Genomic DNA, 19,403 nt, shown 5'->3' with positions numbered 1-19,403 from the left:
TGAATCTTTCGCTGCCGGTCGCGCAGCAGGTAGCGTCTTCCACCTGATGGAGCCGGATATCAATCAGGAGATTTACGGCCTGCCGGGCTACCTGTCGGCCATCCCGTCCGCGCTGCTTAATGAGTCGGCTACGCTGTTCCGCCGCAATTATTACCTCAATGGCAGCCATGCGGGCTTCATCATGTACATGACCGACCCGGCGCAGAGCCAGCAGGACGTGGACAATATCCGCGGTGCCATGAAAAGCGCAAAGGGCCCTGGCAACTTCCGTAACCTGTTTATGTACAGCCCGAACGGGAAAAAGGACGGCATCCAGATCATCCCGCTGTCAGAGGTGGCGGCAAAGGATGAGTTTCTGAACATCAAGAACGTGAGCCGTGATGATATGCTGGCTGTGCATCGCGTTCCGCCGCAACTGATGGGGATCATCCCGAACAACACTGGTGGATTTGGGGATATCGAAAAGGCCAGCATGGTGTTTGTGCGTAATGAATTGATGCCATTACAAAGACGTTTTGAGGAATTAAACAATTGGCTTGGTGAAGAAGTCGTAAAATTTAATTCCTATAACCTCAACTTATAAACTGATTGTTAATAGAGTAGAAGATGCCTATTTTGGCATCTTCTATCTTATGCTCCAAGAAACTCTCCAGGCAGAGGATGTTCTTCCAGTCCGGGATTATATGAAAAATACTCTAATGAGAACCTGCTAAATTGTCGTTCGACCTCTTTGGTTAACTCACGCTCAGTTAGAGTTTCAATTTTATTAAGCTCAATGCCTTTCGCAGCATCGAAAATACTTTTTAGCTGAAAGGTCATAGTGTCTGAATGATTTTGCTCAAAGTTCCTATACTCTCTTCCTTTCATATAATACGGAATGGAGATGATGACTTCAATATTATAGATATCATCGTCTTCTAGTTCCTCGTTAGTGTCGATTTTGACAAATACACCAGATGCAAATTTGCTAAAAAGCTCACTCTCCCAGAGTTTCTTTAACTGCTTTTTAAATGGTTCCAGCCTTTTATTAAAGCTATCTGGAAACGTAGCCTGCCTGTAACGTTGAGCTACCCAATCAAGTAACATTGAAAGGTTATCACTTTCAAATTGCATGTTTGAATCGGGTGTTGCCTTCAAAAGAGTCTCTCTATCTACTTGAGCGAAACTCAAGGCACTAACCTCAAAGCAAACTGGATTGCTTTTTTCTGATGCCGTTATGTGTAACTTTCTGGGATTACGGGCATTAGCAAAGTTCCCATCAAATTTAGCTTCCCAAACAACAAGAACTTGTGCCCAAGGCTCCTTGTAGAAGGAGTGTTCCACGAGGGCACAATCATAAATTATAGGAACTATACACGCTAAAGTTTTATCTTTAACCACATCTACGATCTTCTTTGGAAGCTCACCAAGAAGATCGGGATTAGAGTCCAATCGGATAAATGCACCACGCTTCCAACCAGCTTTTATCCAAGCTGCTCTTAAATTATCAGGCTGCTCCATTGAACTCTCCAAAATTACTCATCAAGCATATAGCTTCGCTTTGCCATACCATCTAACTTGGTGTAGATATTGTCATACTGATTCAATAACTCATTGAAATCTAGTGGTTCTTTTAAAAAAGCAGATAAAAAATCAGCATCTGCCTTACGACCAAAAAGAAATTTACCAAGAAAGTTGGCATGCTGGGGATTAAATTCCTCTGCAAACTTAGACAATACTGACAATTTCTGAGCAGCACTTGCCTTTATCTTAGTGTCAGGAGATCCTCTCCAGTTGTAAATTGTTTTTCTTTCAACTTTTAAAATTTTAGCCCACTGAGCAGTATTAAATCCAAATAAGTTTTGTAGTCTATCGCTCTCGTTGAGATCTTCATCGTCCTCGCTATCTTCATCACCAATAGCGTTACGATTAATACCTGACAAAGTTAATGGCTTAACAATACTATAATTATTGTTATTGTTAGAGCTAGTAACCCCTATATTGGCTAATGCTAAAGCAGCCGCAAAAAGAATACCTGTAAATATGCTACCATAAATAAACTTACTTTCTGAATGGCTGCTGCTAACCCCGGTATACGAATCCGGATAAAAAGCATCATCAACCATAAACTTTGCATTTTTTAATGCAGAAGCTGAATCTGATCCTGTAGCAACTCTACTTGCTTTTATATCTACATATCCACTCATGTCTGCCCCTTACTAAACTTTAATGATATCGAAAAATGCTGCGTTAGCATTATTCCTTAGCACTTGGGTTTTTTCAGAAACAAAATCAAAATTAAAATCCACCAACTCTTTAGTATAGTAAAAAGAATCAATATCTAAGTGCGCAAATATTCCTTCTCGAAAATTGTTTCCCTCAAATAAATCAGAAGCAAATTCCATTAAGTCGGGTAAATATTTTGGTGCATTCATTAATACACCGCTGTTAATGGTTATAGATTCAGTATCCATTCCATACCTAGCAGTCATGTTGCTGCCACCACGACCCCATGAGTTAAGAGTGGGCTGTAAAAAGTCCAATCTTTCGAAATACTCACTAAATTCTGTATTAGGATCGTAATCAAAATTATTTACGAATCTCATGCCTACAAAAGACAAATGAGTTATATTAAAAATATCATGAACACGCTTTAATAAACCCAATAATCTTTCGTGGAAATTGGTAAAACCCTCATATTTTTTTGTATGAAGTATTATAGCCCCCGGCGAGATCCTTATTCCCCATGCCTTGTTAGAAGATAACAATGACAACACAGGATCAGTATCTGTGACTACCTCTGGCACTCCCTCTGCCTTAAATTCGAAGCGATATGTGTGGCTTTTCTTCACATGCTGAACATGAGGAAAATCTTTTCTAAGATCCTCTATTATCTTATCCCTGCCTTCATTGAATTTGGACTTCGATATGCGTCCGTACTCAATCTTTGCAAGCATGTAAATCAGATGTTTAGACATCCGGCACCTCTAAGTTAGTGTTCCACTACTGCTAATTTTACACACTTTTCTTTGAGGCGTATATCATTTACACACTTTTGATATGTGCTGTCGCGCTATCTGCAAGTGCGCGCGCTCGTAGCCCCGCCACGCCTGCCCGCTTTATGTAGTGGTTTTCATGCACCTGCATGACATAAACAAAAGCCTGCCAATACTGGCGGGCCTGAGCATCAGACATCCTTCCGAGATCATGCGATTTCATGCAGCATGGTCATGCACTTAAGGCTCGCAGTTATGTTGGACCTTTTATCATTCAGCCTGATTCATTGAAAGGCTGTATTCATGCTTGCGTAGACGCGCCATTAACTCATCTGTGAGTTCGGAAACCCACTCAATTGCCATACGTTTTTCTTGATCACTACAATCGCTGACAGCAACAAGTTTTAAAAAGAAATCAATACGCTGAAGCTTCACCGACTCCAAAAGATAGTCCTGCATTTTCCCTCACCTGCTTACAACCACTGTTTATGCATACAGTATAGAAAATCCAGTCGGAATTGAAACTATTTCTTATGTATCAATGGGATTGATCTGAACCTTGCCAGATCAAAATGGTTCTTCCTGCAATCTGCCGTTCCGGTAGAAAAGCCGCATTTTCGCCCCTGCATTGACACTACAGCCCTTAATCAACAGCCCAATCTCATATTCATCGCCGTTAAATCCCTTGGCTTTTAGTTGCAGCTCTAACCGTCGGCGCTCTAGCCCCGTACAGTTATTGACAGAACTCCAAGGGGCGGCGATGCCGCCAGAAAAATCTGCCTCCGCTGACCTTCGCCCAATTTAGCAACTTTTTCCCATTTGACCAGGCGCGTCATGACTTCTGAATCCGGCACCATTGGCGAATAGATATCCTGCACCCGCTGAACATCTTCGCCGTACTCATTGCCCATTTCAGTAAGTTCGTAGCAAAGGCGGATCACTAAATCCTCACGCGCTACTAATGGCCCGCCCTGCGCCATCGTATGGGACGCCCAACAGCTGGCAACGGAAGCTGACGCCAGCACCGCATCCATCTGCTTATCTGGCAGACGTGCATCACCCATACGGCGCAGCTCACGCCAGACAGTCACAGGCGCACCACCGATCTGCTGAAAATGACGAATACGCCAGCGTGAAGCCCATGCCGAAACAGCCTTAACCATGTCGCGCATATTTGCGCCGGTTTCATCATCTTTCTCTCTGTCCATCGCGTAACCGTCGATATTCTTTGAAATATATTTGGCGATATAGCCTGTCGCACTGCCCTTCTCAGGGTCGATCGGCTCGGCATGAAATCGTGCTTTCATTGCCTGCGGTGTGGTCAACTCCCCGGAATCCTCTTTATAAGCCTGATCACGCATGATTTGCTGAACCCGCTGGACGTTTTGAGGGCGCATAAACAGCAGAATGTGCCAGTGCGGCGTGCCGTCGTGGTGAGGTTCAACAACGCGAAAACCAAAGAAATGAATAGCTTCGCGTGACAGTGCCGCGCGGATCCTCGCCCATACACGGCAGAGATAACGCTGGGTGTCACGTGGGCTTGAACCGCTCCACTGAGAAACAAAGCCGCCCTGGCTGTAAACTGCGTGATAACGTGATGGTGCTGTGATTGTATAAAATTCACCTACGCACCCTGTTTCATTGGCGACATCGTCAAACCCACGCATTCTGGTCATCAATTCGCGGCGGCGTATTGCCGATTGGACACGCTGCGGTTGACCATTTCATGCAGCGCAATACGGTCCCCGTCCTGATTGATGAGATCAAAGCATTTGAAGAATTCACGGTTACGTTTTTTCTGCTCTATCCATTCGACCAGCGTACTGCGGGAAACGTAAGATGATGCGGCTTTCTGTACTTGCCCAACCGTGATAGCCATGTGTTCACGCTGTAAATCTCGCATCTGCTTCAGGCGGCCACGCCACCATTCAGGAGCCATCATGCGAAGCAGACCAGACTGGGCTTTGCGCAGATGCAATTCACCTTTAGCTGAACAGAACTCTGCCCAGTAAGGTGGCTGCGTTCCTGTCAGCGCAGCCAGTTCAGCGATGTAACGGTATCCGGTGAGCGTCACGGTCAGTTCGTCCGCCTCCTGTGGTATGGAGACCTTATCAACGAACTCAGCCAGACTTTGTGACAGGAAGAAGGCCATCTTATAAGCCAGATCGCGAATGTCCTGGCGGTCCAGCGTCGGAAGGCGATCAAGCTGTTTGATAAAGGGCAGCTCAAACTGCGCAGCATCGTTCAGCCGGTAGCGGTTGCGTACAAGCTGCAGGCGTGGCAATACGCTATGGCCAATGGTCTGGCGCAGTTTCCCAAATGGCCGTGACGGCAAAAGGATTCGCCGCCAGTTTGCAACTAAGGGCGAAGCACAATCCTATGAGAAGTTCGTAAAAGAGCAGGCTCAAAATAAGCCCTGGCTGGGAGAGAAAGTAGATAAGCGGCGAGTAATTGAGTTGGATGAATTGTGGTTCAACACACATGGCATTACGTTGGCGGATGGTGAGAAGCGGCAAACCACAATGGCATTCGCCTGCGAGGCGATGGGAAACCCACTCGCAACCGAGTTTAATGCGAAAATTTTTGCGTCTTATCGCGAGCAGCAGTTAAGCGGCAAAATCACCCGCTCCAGCAGAGTGAGACGGTTACGCCGCGTACGGTGAATTTAGATTTGGCGTATTTCAGGCCGATGTTTAACGAGCTTCGCCGGTTAGATGAATGGACGGCACCGAACCCATTAGAGAACGTACGCGAGTTTAAGATCAGTGAATCAGAGATGGCATATCTCACCATTGAGGAAATCAGAATCCTCCTCGCCGAATGTGAGAACAGCCGCTCCAAAGACCTGACGACTATTGTGAAAATATGCCTGGCAGCTGGCGCACGATGGAGAAAGGCGGAAGGCTTGAATGGAAACCAAATCCGCGCCGGTCAGATCATCTATGTGAAAATTAAAGGCAAGAAAAACCGAGCGGTGCCGATAACTGAAAAATTATAGGCTGAACTGCCATCGAGTAGGAAAGCGCAACTGCTCTTTAAATCTTGTTACTCAGCTTTTAGAAAGGCCATGCAGCGCGCCGGTATCGAGACACCTACCGGGCAGCTTACGCATGTTTTGCGCCACACCTTCGCCTCTCATTTTATGATGAATGGTGGAAATATTCTTGTTCTTCAGCGAATACTAGGGCACACAGATATCAAGGTAACGATGCGGTACGCACATTTTGCTCCGGATCATCTGTCAGAAGCGATTTCATTTAATCCATTGAATCAATTGGAATTATGAAATAAATAGAACCTTCACTGCACAGAAATTCATGATGATCATTTTAAAATAGGTATTTTGTGAAGGAGGCAACATGCCGACTATCGGGGAAAGAGTTAAGTACGCAATAGATCACATGGAGCGAGGTGAGATTTATGCGGCATTAGAACACGCCTGTAATGCTCTTGATGTGACATCACAGCGTTACTATGAGCAAAAAACCAGTAGCAGAAGACACTTCAAAAACATCATAAAAAAATATTCTTGGTTGGTTGAGTTTATGGCTCTTGGCGGAATAAATCTCGATGAAACCATATTCGACAACTTCCCAATCACTGACGGAGTGCGTGAACCAATACTAAAACCAGATTTTTCAGACTTAATGTATCATGTTGTAAGGTGTGGTCTGGTTCATAGTGATTCATTATCTAAGGGATTTTCTTTCCATAAAGAAGGTGCTGTACTTCTTGCAGAAAGCACGATCATATTCCCTGAAACGGTAGTTTGGGGAATACTTTCAATTTCTATATTTTGTCCAATAAACAAAGATGAAATTACCGCACCTGATTATTGGATAGGATTCTTCCAAAATAGGTTGGTTATAAACGATTTCTGGGGCAATGAGAGCATAGCACGGCACCTTACAAACAGATATCCTCTCCCAAGAGTGACCTTGACTGATTTATGCAACCTCAAAGCCGATTAATGAGTTGAAGAGGATGGCAGCAAAGTGGCAGCAGAGCGCAACGCTATGTGCCACTTTTTATCACTATTCGGCCTAAAGGAAACATAAAAATCAGTAAGTTACTGATTTAACTCGCTTCAAAATGGGACTCATAATCGCTTTGTTGCTGGTTCAAACCCAGCAGGGGTCCACCAAATCTAAGCTGTTAAATCAGCTGATGAAGACCACTATGATCCTCATTTTTAAAGCTACTGCATGAGTCTTTCAAAACCCCGATAGAACTAATATTAAAGAAGATCCCGACGGATAATCCACGCTCACAAACCATGCACCAGTTGCATTCATTGTTCTCCTGGGTGAAGAAGAGCTTTAAAAAATATGAAAGTTCTGTGGAATAGTCCTTCTCATTCAAATACCTAATGAGACGCCGAATGAAGATACCAAGCCATTAATGAGTAGTAAGCCCCCAGCAATCCTGCACAAACTCAATGTCATAGCGAGCTATTAGTAGCGCTCATACCAATATCAACCTCTGTTATACTCAGTAGTTTTAACTACTTTCCTTTTGGCTATTTTAATTTCATATCCAATCTTTTAATTTTTAAAAAATGAACACTCTTTTCTACTGCATCACATTTTAGTAAAGCCACTCCCCCGCCTCAGCGGAATTAATCAGCATCTGAACAGTCAAAGGCTCAGGCTGATGATGATCGGTGCGCAAATATTTTGGCAAAATAGCGTTCGGCAAAAAATGGATTCCTGTAGCCGGGAAATAGAGACGAAAATCAAATCGCTTCATATCAACACTAAATAGTTCAGCATATTCTTCAAAAAAATCAAAAGCCTCTTCAGGCAAAACGCAATTTTTACCTGTACTCAGGGATGCATCATCTGGCATTTCCCAAAAGTATTTTTTTATCAGACGATGAACATCTTCAACTTTACTCATAACCAGCCTTATCCTTTTTCACCTGTAATCAGCTTATAGCGATGAACAACATTGCGGGTAATAATCGAAAGATCATATGCAGTTAACGCAGCGCCAATCCAGGGCACCCAACGACCAACATATGCCCCAACACTTGTTGTATATGCCCATTCACCGCGCACCATTTTTCTCCAGGTAATAGTACGATGTTTTTTCTGAAAACGCTGGCGAATAAGCATTCGGCTTGCGAGAGAAAGCGGGCTGGTTCCACGTGTGGTTTTTTGGGCATCCAGCTTACCTCTGACTGGAATCACAGGGAAGCTTGCCAGCATTGACGCGATTGCAACCATATCAGTTATTCCACTAAAGTTTTTTTTGAACTCATCAAGTATAAGCCAAAACAGAAGCTCATCACCATCAACACTCATTCCATCAAAGAAGTATCTTCCATTTATTTGCTCTGTCGTATCCATACCGTTTTCCTGACATAAATGAAGATAAATATCTTAATGCCTCTGTTTAGCTTGGTCCATACTGAATCATTTAACTGAGAAGATTAACTTAAACATAAAAAAATGCTGTAAGCCATTGTGGAACTATAGTCTCAGCATTCTCCATCAGGCTTCTGTAGAGGATACTTTTGTGTTTAACGTTCATACGGCCTATACATACTTTTTCTATTACGTAAGCGACGATCTTAACCGAAGCAGTAATTAATCCTGGCAGCGGCTGCGACCTCCACTACGCGTGCATAACTCGCTAATAAATATCCCGCTAATGATATGCATCAGCCTGGCTTTGATGGTCAGCTTTATAGTTTTATTGGTATCTTTGGCGACTACAAAGAAAGTCACAATCAGTACCACGGCATTGTTGTTTGATAGCTTAAATTACGGATCACATCCCATACCGATCATGCTTCTCCTTTTAGCTTATCCATCAGGTAAGCAACAAAGTAGGCAAGCATGAAGAACCCGAAGAAACCAACAATTTTCCACAGCCAGCCATCAAGTAACAACAAAGAGAAAAATGCAGCAAATGAGCAAATCCCTGTTGAGATGGCTTCAAAAATATTTGCAGTTTGTATACCAATGAACTTACCGAATTTTAGAAGAAATGATTTTGCAGAGCTCATTTTGCATCCTTTCACATATTAATCAATGTCTCTTGATATGAATCAAATAGGATTTGAGTGGCCACTCTAAGAGGAAATAGACCATATCCAGATTCATTCGAAAAACCTTTGAAGAGTCCATCAGAAATCTACTTTGCATCCGCCTTGATAAGACTTAAGCTCCTTCAGTCTATCCTTGCACCATGAGAACCTTCAACAATAGCGAAGAACCAACTCTGACTTACCGCTTAACATCCTCAACTGTAACGACACGAGTGAATATTTTTTTAGCGATAAATTGGGTAAGGATAAATTGTGAACCCAATCCTTCCCCGCGTCTGCCAGCCCCCTATCCCGGTTTACAATCGAAAGCTTGTTTACCTTCATTATCGAGCTTTGCGTAAAAACCGTTAATCACAATAGTAATCAGTTGCCGGATAGGTTCGTGTCTGTCTGCAGTGGCTTTGATTGATGGATAATAAAAAACCCGCTGGAATGTTAGTTCCACTCAGCCAGACACGCGATCTCGTCATCAGCTGCAATGCTGATATCAACCGCATCCTGCAGCGGCTTGGTGGTCCGGTTTGCCTCATCGGTCGCGGCGGCGAGTCACTTGATAGCCTTCAGCACTTCATTTTCATCTTCCGTTACCTGGGTTACAGGTTCACCTCTCCCTTTCCCTGCTTAACCTCACACTTTCTTTACCCACTATTTTCCCTGTAAAAGACGCCACTCATCCTAACTCTGATAGCCCGACTGATACCCCGGAGTCACTTTTTAACCCTGCAGAGGGTGTATCAGATTATTTTCATAAACCCGCTATATTTACGGATATGAACAAATGCAGTCCAGACGGGCCAATTGAAATCTGCACAACGTGTGCGCTGAGGTCAGATTCACAATTATGCAGATTAATTTATTGAACAGAAGAGTATGAATAGATTAGAGGTTTATCATGAAAAGTTCATCGAGTGCTGAACTCTGCTGCCGGGTACTTCGTGGAAGAACCATCATGCCGCTGAAGAAAGTTGCGTTGTATCAGGTCGAATTTGAAAATGGCAGATTTGCTGTGTTACGCATTAATAACCTTCTGACGCTTCAGGAAGGCGATATTATCTCAAGAGTTAATGAAGTGTGGTCTGCAGGACCAGATATTATTCAACTTTCTCAATTCGAATTTCTCGACCAGGGTGAAGCACAACGTTATTTCACCGAGTACGAAAGATAATGCAGAGTTATCAGCGCATTGAAATTAATGTTACGAAGATATTGCCTCAATGAGGGATAGGGTTAAACAATATGACTTGCTGCTGCCTGTTGATCGCAACATAAAAAGACGACGGAGTTTATATAACATACAATGACTTACAGTGAGGGCATAAGACTGCCTGTCCTTTATTCTTTTTAGCTACAGACTGTCTGGAAAACTTTTTACACACCGGACACTGTGTATTGGTTTCGCTGCTATGTAGCGCGTCGAAGAGAAAGCTCAACCAGGTCATGTCGTTATCCTCTGAAATGTTGCCATCAGCGTAACACAGTGCAGGTAAATTAATTTTTTTATCTGTCGGCTCTGATGTTAAACAGGGCTAAGGTGAGGAGAAGGCAGCTGTTTATTTTTTTTAACTTTATTTTATCGCTACAAGAGAACGCCAGCCGGTTAATCAGGATAGCTACGAATAACGGAAACAGGACTATAATCAATATCATCTACACCTGTTTATCACCTCCAGCCCTTCTTTTGGCTCCTTTTTTGTCATCCTTTCTTTTTTTCCGGATCCAGCTGCTGCGTAAGCGCAAGGAAATGAGTGTGAAAATAAAACTGACGACGTGGTTCAGCCGGGAAAGTGAATTACCCGATGAGCATTTTCCTTTGTTCCCGACTGAAGGTATTTATCAGGCCCACCGGCCAGATATTTTTTCGGCTGAACAAATGGATAACTACGGCGAAAAATTAGCGAAAACGCATAATCTGTCGGGTGGAAAATGGTCCTACCGACTGTTGCAGCAGCTGGCAGATAATGAATTGTCATTGACGCGCAGCGCAGAGATCCTGAGTGAAGGCGATAAGCGCAGCCAGACACCGGCGGCCGTCTGGATACTGGATAATTTTTACATCATTGAAGAGCAGATCCGCCTGGTCCGGCACCTGTTACCGGCAAAATTTGGTAAAGGACTGCCCATGCTGGAGGAGTCGGCTCATTACCTGCGCATCCAGGCTATCGCCGAGGAGATGATTAAGCACAGTGATGGCCGACTGGAAACCAGCGTCCTGCATCCTTTTATCGCTGCCTACCAGCGCGTTACGCCCCTGCTGCTCGGCGAACTGTGGGCCATGCCTGCCATGTTACGGTTTGCGCTTATCAACAATCTGGCCCGGATTGCGGCTGACGTGGCCAGGGTACATCAGGAACGTAATAAAGCGGAGCAGTGGATCAGCGATATCCTCTCCACTGCCGCCGAAGATGCGTCAAAAGTTATTCTGGTCATCGCTGATATGGCCCACCAGAACCCGCGGGTTTCCGGCGCTTTCGTCGCTGAACTTGAACGGCGATTAAGTGGCCAGAACAATACTCTGGCGTTAACCTGGGTCGAACAACAGCTGGAAAATACCGGCCGGAAAACCTCGGAAGTCATTGAGCAGTTCAACCGGCAGCTGGCCCTGAGTCAGCTCTCTGTCAGCAACAGTATTACCGGCCTGCGACAACTCGGCGAAATTGACTGGCAGGCCTTTGTCGAATCCGTCAGCCTGGTTGAGAAAGTCCTGCAGCAGGATCCCACCGGGACATACCCGCTGATGCATTTTGACAGTCGCGATGACTACCGCCACGTGATTGAACGTCTGGCACGGCACAGTCGCTTTGATGAACGTGAAGTCGCCCAGGCTGTGCTGACGCTGGCAAGCCAGCCTGATCTTCCCCTGCGTCAGCAGCATGTCGGCTATTACCTGCTGGATAAAGGATTTCAGCAACTGGAACAGCAGCTTGACGTTAAGGTGACGTGGCTGAACAGGAGCCGGCAGCATCTGAGCCAGACTCCTTTACTCTCCTGGTTAGGCAGCCTTTTACTGCTGACAACCGCGTTTACCGCCGAGATGCTCTACAGCACCCATCAGGCGGGCATGGCGTCATTACTCTGGTTGCTGGTGCTGCCCGCCATCATTGTCAGCAGCCAGCTAGCCTTGCAGTTGCTGAGCGAGTTAACCACCCGCAGCCGCCATCCCCTTCCCCTGCCCCGACTCGATTATTCTCTGGCGGTACCGGAGCATGACCGCACACTGGTAGTTATCCCCTGTTTACTCAGCAGCAATGAGGGAACAGACGCCCTGCTGCGCTCTCTGGAAATCTGCTATATCGGTAACGCCTTAACGAATATCAGTTTTGCGTTACTGACCGACTTTACCGATAGCGCCGAACAGGACCATCATCATGACGCCGCGCTTATCCGTTACGCCGTGCTGAAAACGGAAGCGCTGAATCGGCGCTACAGCGGGGGTAAATCGGACATTGCGCTCTTCTCCCTGTTACACCGTGACCGCACCCATAATATTTCTCAGGGCGTCTGGATGGGGTATGAACGCAAGCGCGGTAAGATCCATGCCCTGAATCGCTGGCTTCAGGGTGAAGAAAACGCCTTCAGCGTCACGGTAGGTGCCACGCAGACGCAGCTGCACAGCGTTAAATATGTGATTACTCTCGACAGCGACACAATACTGCCGCGTGAGACTGCGCATAAGCTGATTGGCGTCATGGCCCACCCGCTCAATGCGCCGGTATTCGACGATGTCAAAAATCGGGTAGTTGAAGGCTATGCCATCCTGCAGCCTCGTCTGGCTGAAGAGATACCGGTTAACGGTCAGAGCCGCTATGCCCGGCTGTGCAGCAGCATTCCGGGGAATGATGCTTACTCCTCACTCTCATCCGATATTTATCAGGATCTGTTTGGTGAAGGCTCATTTGTCGGCAAGGGTATTTACGATGTCGCTGCCTTTAGCCGGGCGATACGCAATACCTGTCCGGAAAATCTGGTGCTGAGCCATGACCTGCTTGAGGGGTGCTATGCCCGCTCCGGTGTGGTCAGTAACGTCGTCCTGTATGAACAATATCCGGATAGTTATCTGAGCGATGTTGCCCGACGATTTCGCTGGGTGCGGGGCGACTGGCAGCTCCTTAACTGGCTACGGCTGCAGGTGCGGCAGGAAGATTGCAGTCGTCAAAAGAACCCGCTCAGTGCGCTTTCCCGCTGGAAATTAACAGACAATCTGCGCCGCAGCCTGGTGGCGCCTGCCCTGCTGATGCTGGTGTTTATGCTGTGTACGATAGTACCGAATCCAATATTCTGGGTCGGGTGCATCATGCTATTTCTGCTGCTTCCGGGACTGCCAGCGTTGGTGATCGATGGGGTGACGAAAAGTAAAACGCGTGCCTGGCGACAGCATTTATCCATGCTGGTCACCGATGCCTTTAACCGCCTCTCCCGCGCTGGCCTGGCGCTGGCCATCCTGCCACACGAAAGTTACTGGTCGCTGAAGGCGATTATCGTGACCTTATGGCGCCTGACTATCAGCCATCGCTACCTGAACGAGTGGAAGAGCGCTTCATCACTGAAACCTGTCGAGCCTGATGTGCGCCATTTCTACCGCCGCATGTGGATTAATCCGGTAGCAGGCGCGGTTCTGGTATTCCTGACCAGCCTGAGCATGCCGTCGATGACGCATGTCGCACTGGCGCTCGCTTTATTGTGGGCGGTCGCCCCCGCGTTACTGAGCCGCATGAGCCAGCCCAAACGCGCTCAGCCAGGCAGCCTTTCAGCGGAACAGCGCATCTTTTTGCGTCGCACCGCGCGTAGAACCTGGGCCTGGTTTAACGAATTTGCCAGCAGTGATAACAACCATTTGCCGCCGGATAATCTGCAGGAGATTCCGGAGTCGCGGGTGGCCAACCGGACCTCACCGACCAACATTGGCCTGTCGCTGCTGGCAAACCTGACGGCCTGGGATTTTGGTTATATCAGCCAGAATCGGGTCATCAGCCGGACTCTCGACACCCTCGATACCCTTGATCGAATGGAGCATTTCAGAGGACATCTTTATAACTGGTATGACACCCAGACGTTAAAACCGCTGAACCCACGCTACGTCTCAACCGTAGACAGCGGTAATATGGCGGCTCACCTTGTAACCCTTCAGGCTGGCCTGGCGCAGTGGAAATACCAGCCGGTGATGTCTCTCCCCTGTATCCTGGAAGGTCTCTCCGATACCTTCTCACTGCTTAAAGACCAACTGAGCGACACCCGCAGCGACATAGTGGAACAAATCGCAGCTAAGCTAAGCCTGATGCAGCGCGCTTCACCCGCCGATTTTCACGCCGGGATGCAGGCTCTGCTGGCATTAAGCGTATTGGCAGAACAGGCTTATCTTCCGACAACGCGGGTAAACTGGCCGGCGCTTTTCCACCAGCAGCTGGTCGATTTCACTCAGGAGTGGGCCCTCCTTTTCAGCTGGGTTACCCCGGATGCGCCACTGCCTGCCGACATTCCGTCATTGCTGTGGCTCGCTGAGTTGAACCTGAACCGCCCCGGGCTCCCGGAAAAACAGGCAGAGACTGCGATATGGGCCGCCCGCGAACGAATGGCTGCCCTGCTGGAGCTGGACAGCCGCCTCAGCGATCACGCCAGTATGGACTTCCGCTTTCTCTATTATCCGGCCACGTCTTTACTCAGCGTGGGCTATAACATGGACAGCGGTCTGCTGGATGCCAGCAAATATGACCTTTTCCCTTCAGAAGTCCGCCTGACGCACTACTTTGCTATCTCCACCAGCCAGCTTCCGGCCAAGAGCTGGTTTGTGCTGGGTCGCTTATTTACTCAGCTGAATAACCAGCCCGCCGTGATGTCATGGAGCGGCTCAATGTTTGAATACCTGATGCCGCACCTGGTCATGCCGGTTTACCCCGACACGCTGCTGGAAAAAATGGCGTTATCGGCGGTCAGGCAACAGATAGCCTCGGGTAACAGCACCAATACGCCCTGGGGCGTTTCGGAATCGGGTTACGCTGCGTTTGACGTCAATCATAACTACCAGTATCGGGCATTTGGTACGCCGGAACTGGGTCTGAAACGCGGCCTGAATGACAATCATGTTGTTGCGCCCTATGCGACGCTGCTGGCGCTGATGGTGCTGCCGCAGGAGGCGACGGCTAATCTGATAAGACTTAAAAAAATGGGTGCCAGCGGTGACTACGGTTATTACGAAGCGCTGGATTTCACCGCGGACCGACTGGCTCCCGGTCAGCCATTTTCGATCGTCAAATCGTATATGGCCCATCATCAGGCGATGGGATTGCTAGCGCTTTCTCACCAGCTGCTGGATGCGCCCATGGTCGCGCGCTTTATGTCCAGCGCACTGTTTCAGTCTTCGCGTTTGCTGCTGCAGGAAAAAGTGCCTGATGATATTGAGCTCTATACCCCACGCCGCAGTTTTGTCGAAAACAGTGACCCTAAACAGCAGCGCAGCATTCCCGACCAGCGTGAATTCAGTGGTTCAGATCCGCGCCAGCCACAACTGCAGCTGCTTTCCAATGCAGATTATCATCTGATGGTGACGCACGCGGGGACAGGCTACAGCCAGTGGAAGGGGCTGGCACTCACCCGCTGGCGTGCGGATAGCACCAGCAACAACTACGGAACGTTCTGTTACGTTACCGATCAGCAATCCGCCGAAGTGATTGCTCACAGCTATCAGCCGACCTGCTGCGAGCGTCCGCATTATAAAACCCGTTTCAATGATGCCGGGATTGAGTTTGACGCTTCAGGCACCACTTTCAGCATTCACACGCATATCGTGGTCTCCCCGGAAGATGATGTGGAGATCAGACGCATCACGGTCACTAACCGTTCCCGTCAGACCCGCCCGTTTGATATCACCAGCTACACCGAAGTGGTACTGGCACCAGCAGCCAGCGATATGGCCCACCCTGCGTTCAGTAATCTGTTCGTCCAGACTGAGATCGTTGACAGGCTGGAAGCGATTCTGGCTCACCGTCGACCACGTGAAGAGAAAGAAGTGACGGCATGGATGTTTCACGCGATGGCGATACATGGCAATACCGGCCGCCAGACCTCTTTTGAAACCGACCGGGCTCGTTTTCTCGGGCGCGGCAGGACGCCAGCCGATGCTCAGGCGCTGATGCCGGGCAGTGAATTAACGGGTCAGCAGGGAGCGGTGTTAGATCCCGTGTTATCAATTCGCCAGTCAGTGACGTTAAAAGCGGGAGAGGCCGTCACCATCGATATGCTTTACGGTGTGACACTTCAGCGTGACACCACTATTGCGCTGATTGAGAAGTACCGTAACCACATCAGCGCCGATCGGGTGTTTGAACTGGCGTGGTCCCACAGTCAGGTCGCCTTGCGTCAGTTGAATATCCGCACCGAAGATACCAGCCTGTTTAATCAGCTGGCCAGTGCCGTACTGTTTTTCAGTGCCGAAATGCGTGGCGAATCAGACGCGCTGATGCAGAACCGGCTGGGCCAGGAGTCATTGTGGCGTCATGCGATTTCGGGTGATCTGCCGATTCTTCTGGTTCGGATAGAAAACATTAATCAGCTCGACCTGGTCACCACCCTCATTCAGGCGCATCAGTACTGGCGACAAAAAGGGCTGACGGTCGATCTGCTCATCCTGAACAGCGACCAGGGCGGCTACCAGCAGAACCTGTTCAATCAGCTCACGACCCTGATCCCTGCCGGAGATGAACGGCAGCAGGCGGACAAACCTGGCGGCATATTTATCCGCAAAAGCGAAAGTTTTTCCGCTGACGATCTGCAACTGTTGCTGAGCGTCGCGGCGGTCGTGCTGGAAGGCCGGAACGGCAGCCTCGCCGATCAGCTCAGCACGCTGTTAAAACCGGTGCGCACCCCGCCTGCTTTTGCGTTTCCATCGGTCAGTAAGACGCCGCCGCCTGCAGCCGTCACCTTTTCGCCGGAGCGGTTGCAGTTTTTTAATGGCACCGGTGGCTTCAACGAGGACGGCAGCGAATATCACATTATTCTTTCCGGCCAGCAGCAGACACCTGCGCCGTGGTGCAATGTGCTGGCCAACAGCCAGTTGGGCACCGTCATTTCCGAGAGTGGCCAGGGCTATAGCTGGTATGAAAATGCGCATGAATATCGTCTGACGCCCTGGCACAATGACCCCGTCAGTGACAGCTCTGGCGAAGCGCTTTATCTGCGTGATGAAGAGACGGGTGATGTCTGGTCGCCCACGCCGCTTCCGGTTCGCGGCAAGGGCGATTATCTGACCCGTCATGGCTTCGGTTACAGCACGTTTGAACACACGGAGTATGGCATCAGCAGCACGTTAACGGTGTTCGTGGCAGAGGAGGCGCCGGTCAGACTTTCCCTGCTGACGCTGAGTAACCTCTCTGGCAAAACGCGTAATCTGTCGATTACCGGATACGTCGAATGGGTTCTGGGTGAGCTGGCGAGCCGCTCCGCAAGGCATGTGGTGACGTCCCCTGCCGCTATCGCGACAGGCAGCGCGGTTCTGGCCAGAAACTTTTATAACAGTACGGGCTCTGCAAGGACCGCTTTTTTTGCCGTCACAGGTACCCGGATTGCGTACAGCGGCAACCGGCTTGAGTGTCTGGGTCGTAACGGCACCACACGGCAGCCCGCGATGATGAATGTTCGTGGTCTGTCGGGTAACACCGGGGCAGGAATGGATCCCTGCGCCGCGCTGCAGACGCTGACGACACTGATTGACGGCGACAGCCGCAGCTTTGTTTTTGCCCTTGGCGTCGGTGAGGATGAGAGTGCAGTGACCGCGCTGATGCAGCAGTTCCTCTCCACCGGGGAGGCTCAGAACGAGCTGTCCAAAGTTAAACAGCACTGGCACCAGCTACTGACTAAAGTGCAAATCCAGACACCGGCAGCGGAGGTCGATTTACTGGCAAACAGCTGGCTGCTGTACCAGACGCTGGCCAGCCGTTTGCTGGCGCGCAGCGGATATTACCAATCCGGTGGTGCCTTTGGTTTCCGCGATCAGTTGCAGGATACGCTGGCGCTGACCCACGCTGCCCCTCAGCGCCTGCGCGATCAGCTGTTGTTGTGTGCATCCCGCCAGTTTATCGAGGGAGATGTACAGCACTGGTGGCATCCGCCTGCTGGCCGCGGCGTCAGAACCCGCTGCTCCGACGACTACCTGTGGCTGCCTTATGCGCTGTGCCGCTATGTGCAGGCAACCGATGATATTGCGCTGCTGTCACAGCCCGTCAGCTACCTTGAAGGTCGCCTGCTGGCTGAGGACGAAGAGTCTGTCTATGAGCTTCCGGGCGTCAGTAAGATTAACGAACCGCTATGGCAGCACTGCGTTCGCGCGGTTAACCACGCCCTTAATTACGGTCAGCACGGCCTCCCGCTGATGGGCTCAGGGGACTGGAACGATGGTATGAGTACCGTCGGGATTGCCGGCAAGGGTGAAAGCGTCTGGCTCGGCTTCTTCCTCTATACGGTTCTGGACCGCTTTGCCGCGCTGGCTGTGCGGTTCGGCGATACCGATACCGCCCGCCACTGTCAGGAGCACGCGCAGACGCTCAAAACCGCGCTTAACCATGCGGCCTGGGATGGCGAATGGTATCTGCGCGGCTTTTTTGACAGTGGCCAGACGCTCGGTTCACATGCTGACAGTGAGTGCCGGATAGACGCCATTGCCCAGAGCTGGTCGGTACTCTCTGGCGCAGGCGAGGACGCCAGATGCCGGTCAGCAATGGCGGCGCTTTATCAGCATCTGGTTGATAAGGATAACCGGCTGATTAAATTGCTCACTCCGCCTTTCGATGGCGCAGGGCCAAATCCGGGCTACATTCGCGGTTATTTACCGGGCGTCAGGGAAAATGGCGGTCAGTACACCCATGGGGCTCTGTGGGCGATTATGGCCTTTGCGGCGATGGGTGAAACAGAGCGCGCCTGGTCCCTGCTCTCTATGATTAATCCGGTTAATCATAGTGGCAATCAACAGGATATGGCGATCTACAAAGCAGAGCCTTATGTGATGGCTGCGGATGTGTATGCGGCCGAAGGCCACAGCGGGCGAGGCGGCTGGACCTGGTATACCGGCTCGTCAGGCTGGACCTATCAGCTTATCAGTGAGAGTCTGCTTGGGATAACCCGGCGCGGCAACGCGCTGTCTGTCCGGCCACAGCTTCCCGCTGACTGGTCAGAGATAAAAATTGTCTACCGTGAGGGGGAAGGGATCTACAACATCCGGGTCACTCGCGGTGACAGCACCTATCAGCTGTGGCTGGATGGCAAACGGTGTGACGGTGACGAAATAGCGCTGGAAAGCCATCGCCAGGAACATCAGGTTGAAGTCAGGCTGGGCTCTGCATCAGGTTAAGTTAAACCTGACACCCCGCCTGCATCAGGTTAAAGAGGAG

General features: G+C 49.2%; 12 protein-coding genes and 4 pseudogenes. 5 read left to right on the top strand and 11 right to left on the bottom strand.

Going from position 1 to position 19,403, the window contains the following annotated elements; genetic code table 11:
• Positions 1–28: 28 nt before the first annotated feature.
• Positions 29–583 (top strand): annotated as a pseudogene (locus tag ACK13D_RS08170) (phage portal protein); the annotation flags it as partial.
• Between the two features lie 47 nt (positions 584–630).
• On the opposite strand, the gene ACK13D_RS08165 reads toward ACK13D_RS08170, so the two are convergent.
• The 6 genes and pseudogenes from ACK13D_RS08165 to ACK13D_RS08140 all read right to left on the bottom strand — a co-directional run bounded on the left by ACK13D_RS08165 (position 631) and on the right by ACK13D_RS08140 (position 5,310).
• Entirely contained in the window at positions 631–1,500 is an 870-nt protein-coding gene (locus ACK13D_RS08165; RefSeq protein ID WP_418796115.1) for a hypothetical protein, read from the bottom strand.
• Between the two features lie 14 nt (positions 1,501–1,514).
• Positions 1,515–2,186 (bottom strand): hypothetical protein, encoded by a 672-nt coding sequence (locus ACK13D_RS08160; RefSeq protein ID WP_418796114.1) that lies wholly within the window; start codon positions 2,184–2,186, stop codon positions 1,515–1,517.
• A 12-nt stretch (positions 2,187–2,198) separates the two neighbouring features.
• The gene (locus ACK13D_RS08155; RefSeq protein ID WP_320513732.1) at positions 2,199–2,957 is read right to left on the bottom strand and encodes a TIGR04255 family protein; all 759 of its coding nucleotides are present in this window, start codon (positions 2,955–2,957) and stop codon (positions 2,199–2,201) included.
• Between the two features lie 67 nt (positions 2,958–3,024).
• The gene (locus ACK13D_RS08150; protein ID WP_418796113.1) at positions 3,025–3,198 is read right to left on the bottom strand and encodes a hypothetical protein; all 174 of its coding nucleotides are present in this window, start codon (positions 3,196–3,198) and stop codon (positions 3,025–3,027) included.
• Between the two features lie 47 nt (positions 3,199–3,245).
• Positions 3,246–3,434 (bottom strand): hypothetical protein, encoded by a 189-nt coding sequence (locus ACK13D_RS08145; RefSeq protein WP_187505866.1) that lies wholly within the window; start codon positions 3,432–3,434, stop codon positions 3,246–3,248.
• A gap of 108 nt (positions 3,435–3,542) precedes the next feature.
• Positions 3,543–5,310 (bottom strand): annotated as a pseudogene (locus tag ACK13D_RS08140) (replication endonuclease).
• On the opposite strand from ACK13D_RS08140, the pseudogene ACK13D_RS08135 reads away from it, so the two are divergent.
• Both ACK13D_RS08135 and ACK13D_RS08130 read left to right on the top strand, forming a co-directional pair.
• Positions 5,273–6,261: pseudogene (locus ACK13D_RS08135) on the top strand (phage integrase). The pseudogenes ACK13D_RS08140 and ACK13D_RS08135 overlap by 38 nt on opposite strands.
• Positions 6,262–6,334: 73 nt before the next feature.
• A complete protein-coding gene (locus ACK13D_RS08130; RefSeq protein WP_418796112.1) occupies positions 6,335–6,946 on the top strand; it encodes a hypothetical protein in 612 nt (203 codons plus the stop codon).
• Between the two features lie 616 nt (positions 6,947–7,562).
• Here the strand turns inward: ACK13D_RS08130 and ACK13D_RS08125 are convergent.
• From ACK13D_RS08125 to ACK13D_RS08110, 4 genes and pseudogenes are all read right to left on the bottom strand, one after another.
• Complete coding sequence (locus ACK13D_RS08125) at positions 7,563–7,874, bottom strand: DUF1493 family protein (RefSeq protein ID WP_418796111.1); 312 nt, start codon at positions 7,872–7,874, stop codon at positions 7,563–7,565.
• 8 nt (positions 7,875–7,882) lie between these two features.
• The gene (locus tag ACK13D_RS08120) at positions 7,883–8,326 is read right to left on the bottom strand and encodes an STM2901 family protein (protein WP_418796109.1); all 444 of its coding nucleotides are present in this window, start codon (positions 8,324–8,326) and stop codon (positions 7,883–7,885) included.
• A 440-nt stretch (positions 8,327–8,766) separates the two neighbouring features.
• On the bottom strand, positions 8,767–8,988 hold the full coding sequence (locus tag ACK13D_RS08115) for a hypothetical protein (RefSeq protein ID WP_418796107.1): 222 nt from the start codon (positions 8,986–8,988) through the stop codon (positions 8,767–8,769).
• Between the two features lie 477 nt (positions 8,989–9,465).
• Positions 9,466–9,555, bottom strand: a pseudogene (locus ACK13D_RS08110) (tail fiber assembly protein); the annotation flags it as partial.
• 367 nt (positions 9,556–9,922) lie between these two features.
• Between ACK13D_RS08110 and ACK13D_RS08105 the strand changes: the two are divergent.
• Entirely contained in the window at positions 9,923–10,195 is a 273-nt protein-coding gene (locus ACK13D_RS08105; protein ID WP_418796105.1) for a hypothetical protein, read from the top strand.
• A 118-nt stretch (positions 10,196–10,313) separates the two neighbouring features.
• Here the strand turns inward: ACK13D_RS08105 and ACK13D_RS08100 are convergent, their stop codons facing one another.
• Positions 10,314–10,469, bottom strand: a complete 156-nt coding sequence (locus ACK13D_RS08100) for a YnfU family zinc-binding protein (RefSeq protein WP_216844881.1) — start codon at positions 10,467–10,469, stop codon at positions 10,314–10,316.
• Between the two features lie 308 nt (positions 10,470–10,777).
• Here ACK13D_RS08100 and ACK13D_RS08095 point away from each other — a divergent pair, with 308 nt between their 5' ends.
• Positions 10,778–19,363 carry a GH36-type glycosyl hydrolase domain-containing protein gene (locus ACK13D_RS08095; RefSeq protein ID WP_418796103.1) on the top strand — a complete coding sequence of 2,862 codons (8,586 nt, stop codon included), beginning with the start codon at positions 10,778–10,780 and terminating at the stop codon, positions 19,361–19,363.
• The last annotated feature ends 40 nt before the right edge of the window (positions 19,364–19,403 follow it).

The sequence above is a fragment of the Pantoea sp. K16 genome, assembly GCF_048452805.1.
Classification (GTDB): domain Bacteria; phylum Pseudomonadota; class Gammaproteobacteria; order Enterobacterales; family Enterobacteriaceae; genus Pantoea; species Pantoea agglomerans.
Note: the sequence above shows the minus strand (reverse complement) of the source record. Positions and strands in the feature narration are given on the sequence as shown.

What these genes read in the sequence shown, in the direction of transcription:
- ACK13D_RS08165 (WP_418796115.1), bottom strand. Translation starts at nt 1,500, where the DNA reads ATGGAGCAGCCTGATAATTTAAGAGCAGCTTGGATAAAAGCTGGTTGG.
- ACK13D_RS08160 (WP_418796114.1), bottom strand. Translation starts at nt 2,186, where the DNA reads ATGAGTGGATATGTAGATATAAAAGCAAGTAGAGTTGCTACAGGATCA.
- ACK13D_RS08155 (WP_320513732.1), bottom strand. Translation starts at nt 2,957, where the DNA reads ATGTCTAAACATCTGATTTACATGCTTGCAAAGATTGAGTACGGACGC.
- ACK13D_RS08150 (WP_418796113.1), bottom strand. Translation starts at nt 3,198, where the DNA reads ATGAAATCGCATGATCTCGGAAGGATGTCTGATGCTCAGGCCCGCCAG.
- ACK13D_RS08145 (WP_187505866.1), bottom strand. Translation starts at nt 3,434, where the DNA reads ATGCAGGACTATCTTTTGGAGTCGGTGAAGCTTCAGCGTATTGATTTC.
- ACK13D_RS08130 (WP_418796112.1), top strand. Translation starts at nt 6,335, where the DNA reads ATGCCGACTATCGGGGAAAGAGTTAAGTACGCAATAGATCACATGGAG.
- ACK13D_RS08125 (WP_418796111.1), bottom strand. Translation starts at nt 7,874, where the DNA reads ATGAGTAAAGTTGAAGATGTTCATCGTCTGATAAAAAAATACTTTTGG.
- ACK13D_RS08120 (WP_418796109.1), bottom strand. Translation starts at nt 8,326, where the DNA reads ATGGATACGACAGAGCAAATAAATGGAAGATACTTCTTTGATGGAATG.
- ACK13D_RS08115 (WP_418796107.1), bottom strand. Translation starts at nt 8,988, where the DNA reads ATGAGCTCTGCAAAATCATTTCTTCTAAAATTCGGTAAGTTCATTGGT.
- ACK13D_RS08105 (WP_418796105.1), top strand. Translation starts at nt 9,923, where the DNA reads ATGAAAAGTTCATCGAGTGCTGAACTCTGCTGCCGGGTACTTCGTGGA.
- ACK13D_RS08100 (WP_216844881.1), bottom strand. Translation starts at nt 10,469, where the DNA reads ATGACCTGGTTGAGCTTTCTCTTCGACGCGCTACATAGCAGCGAAACC.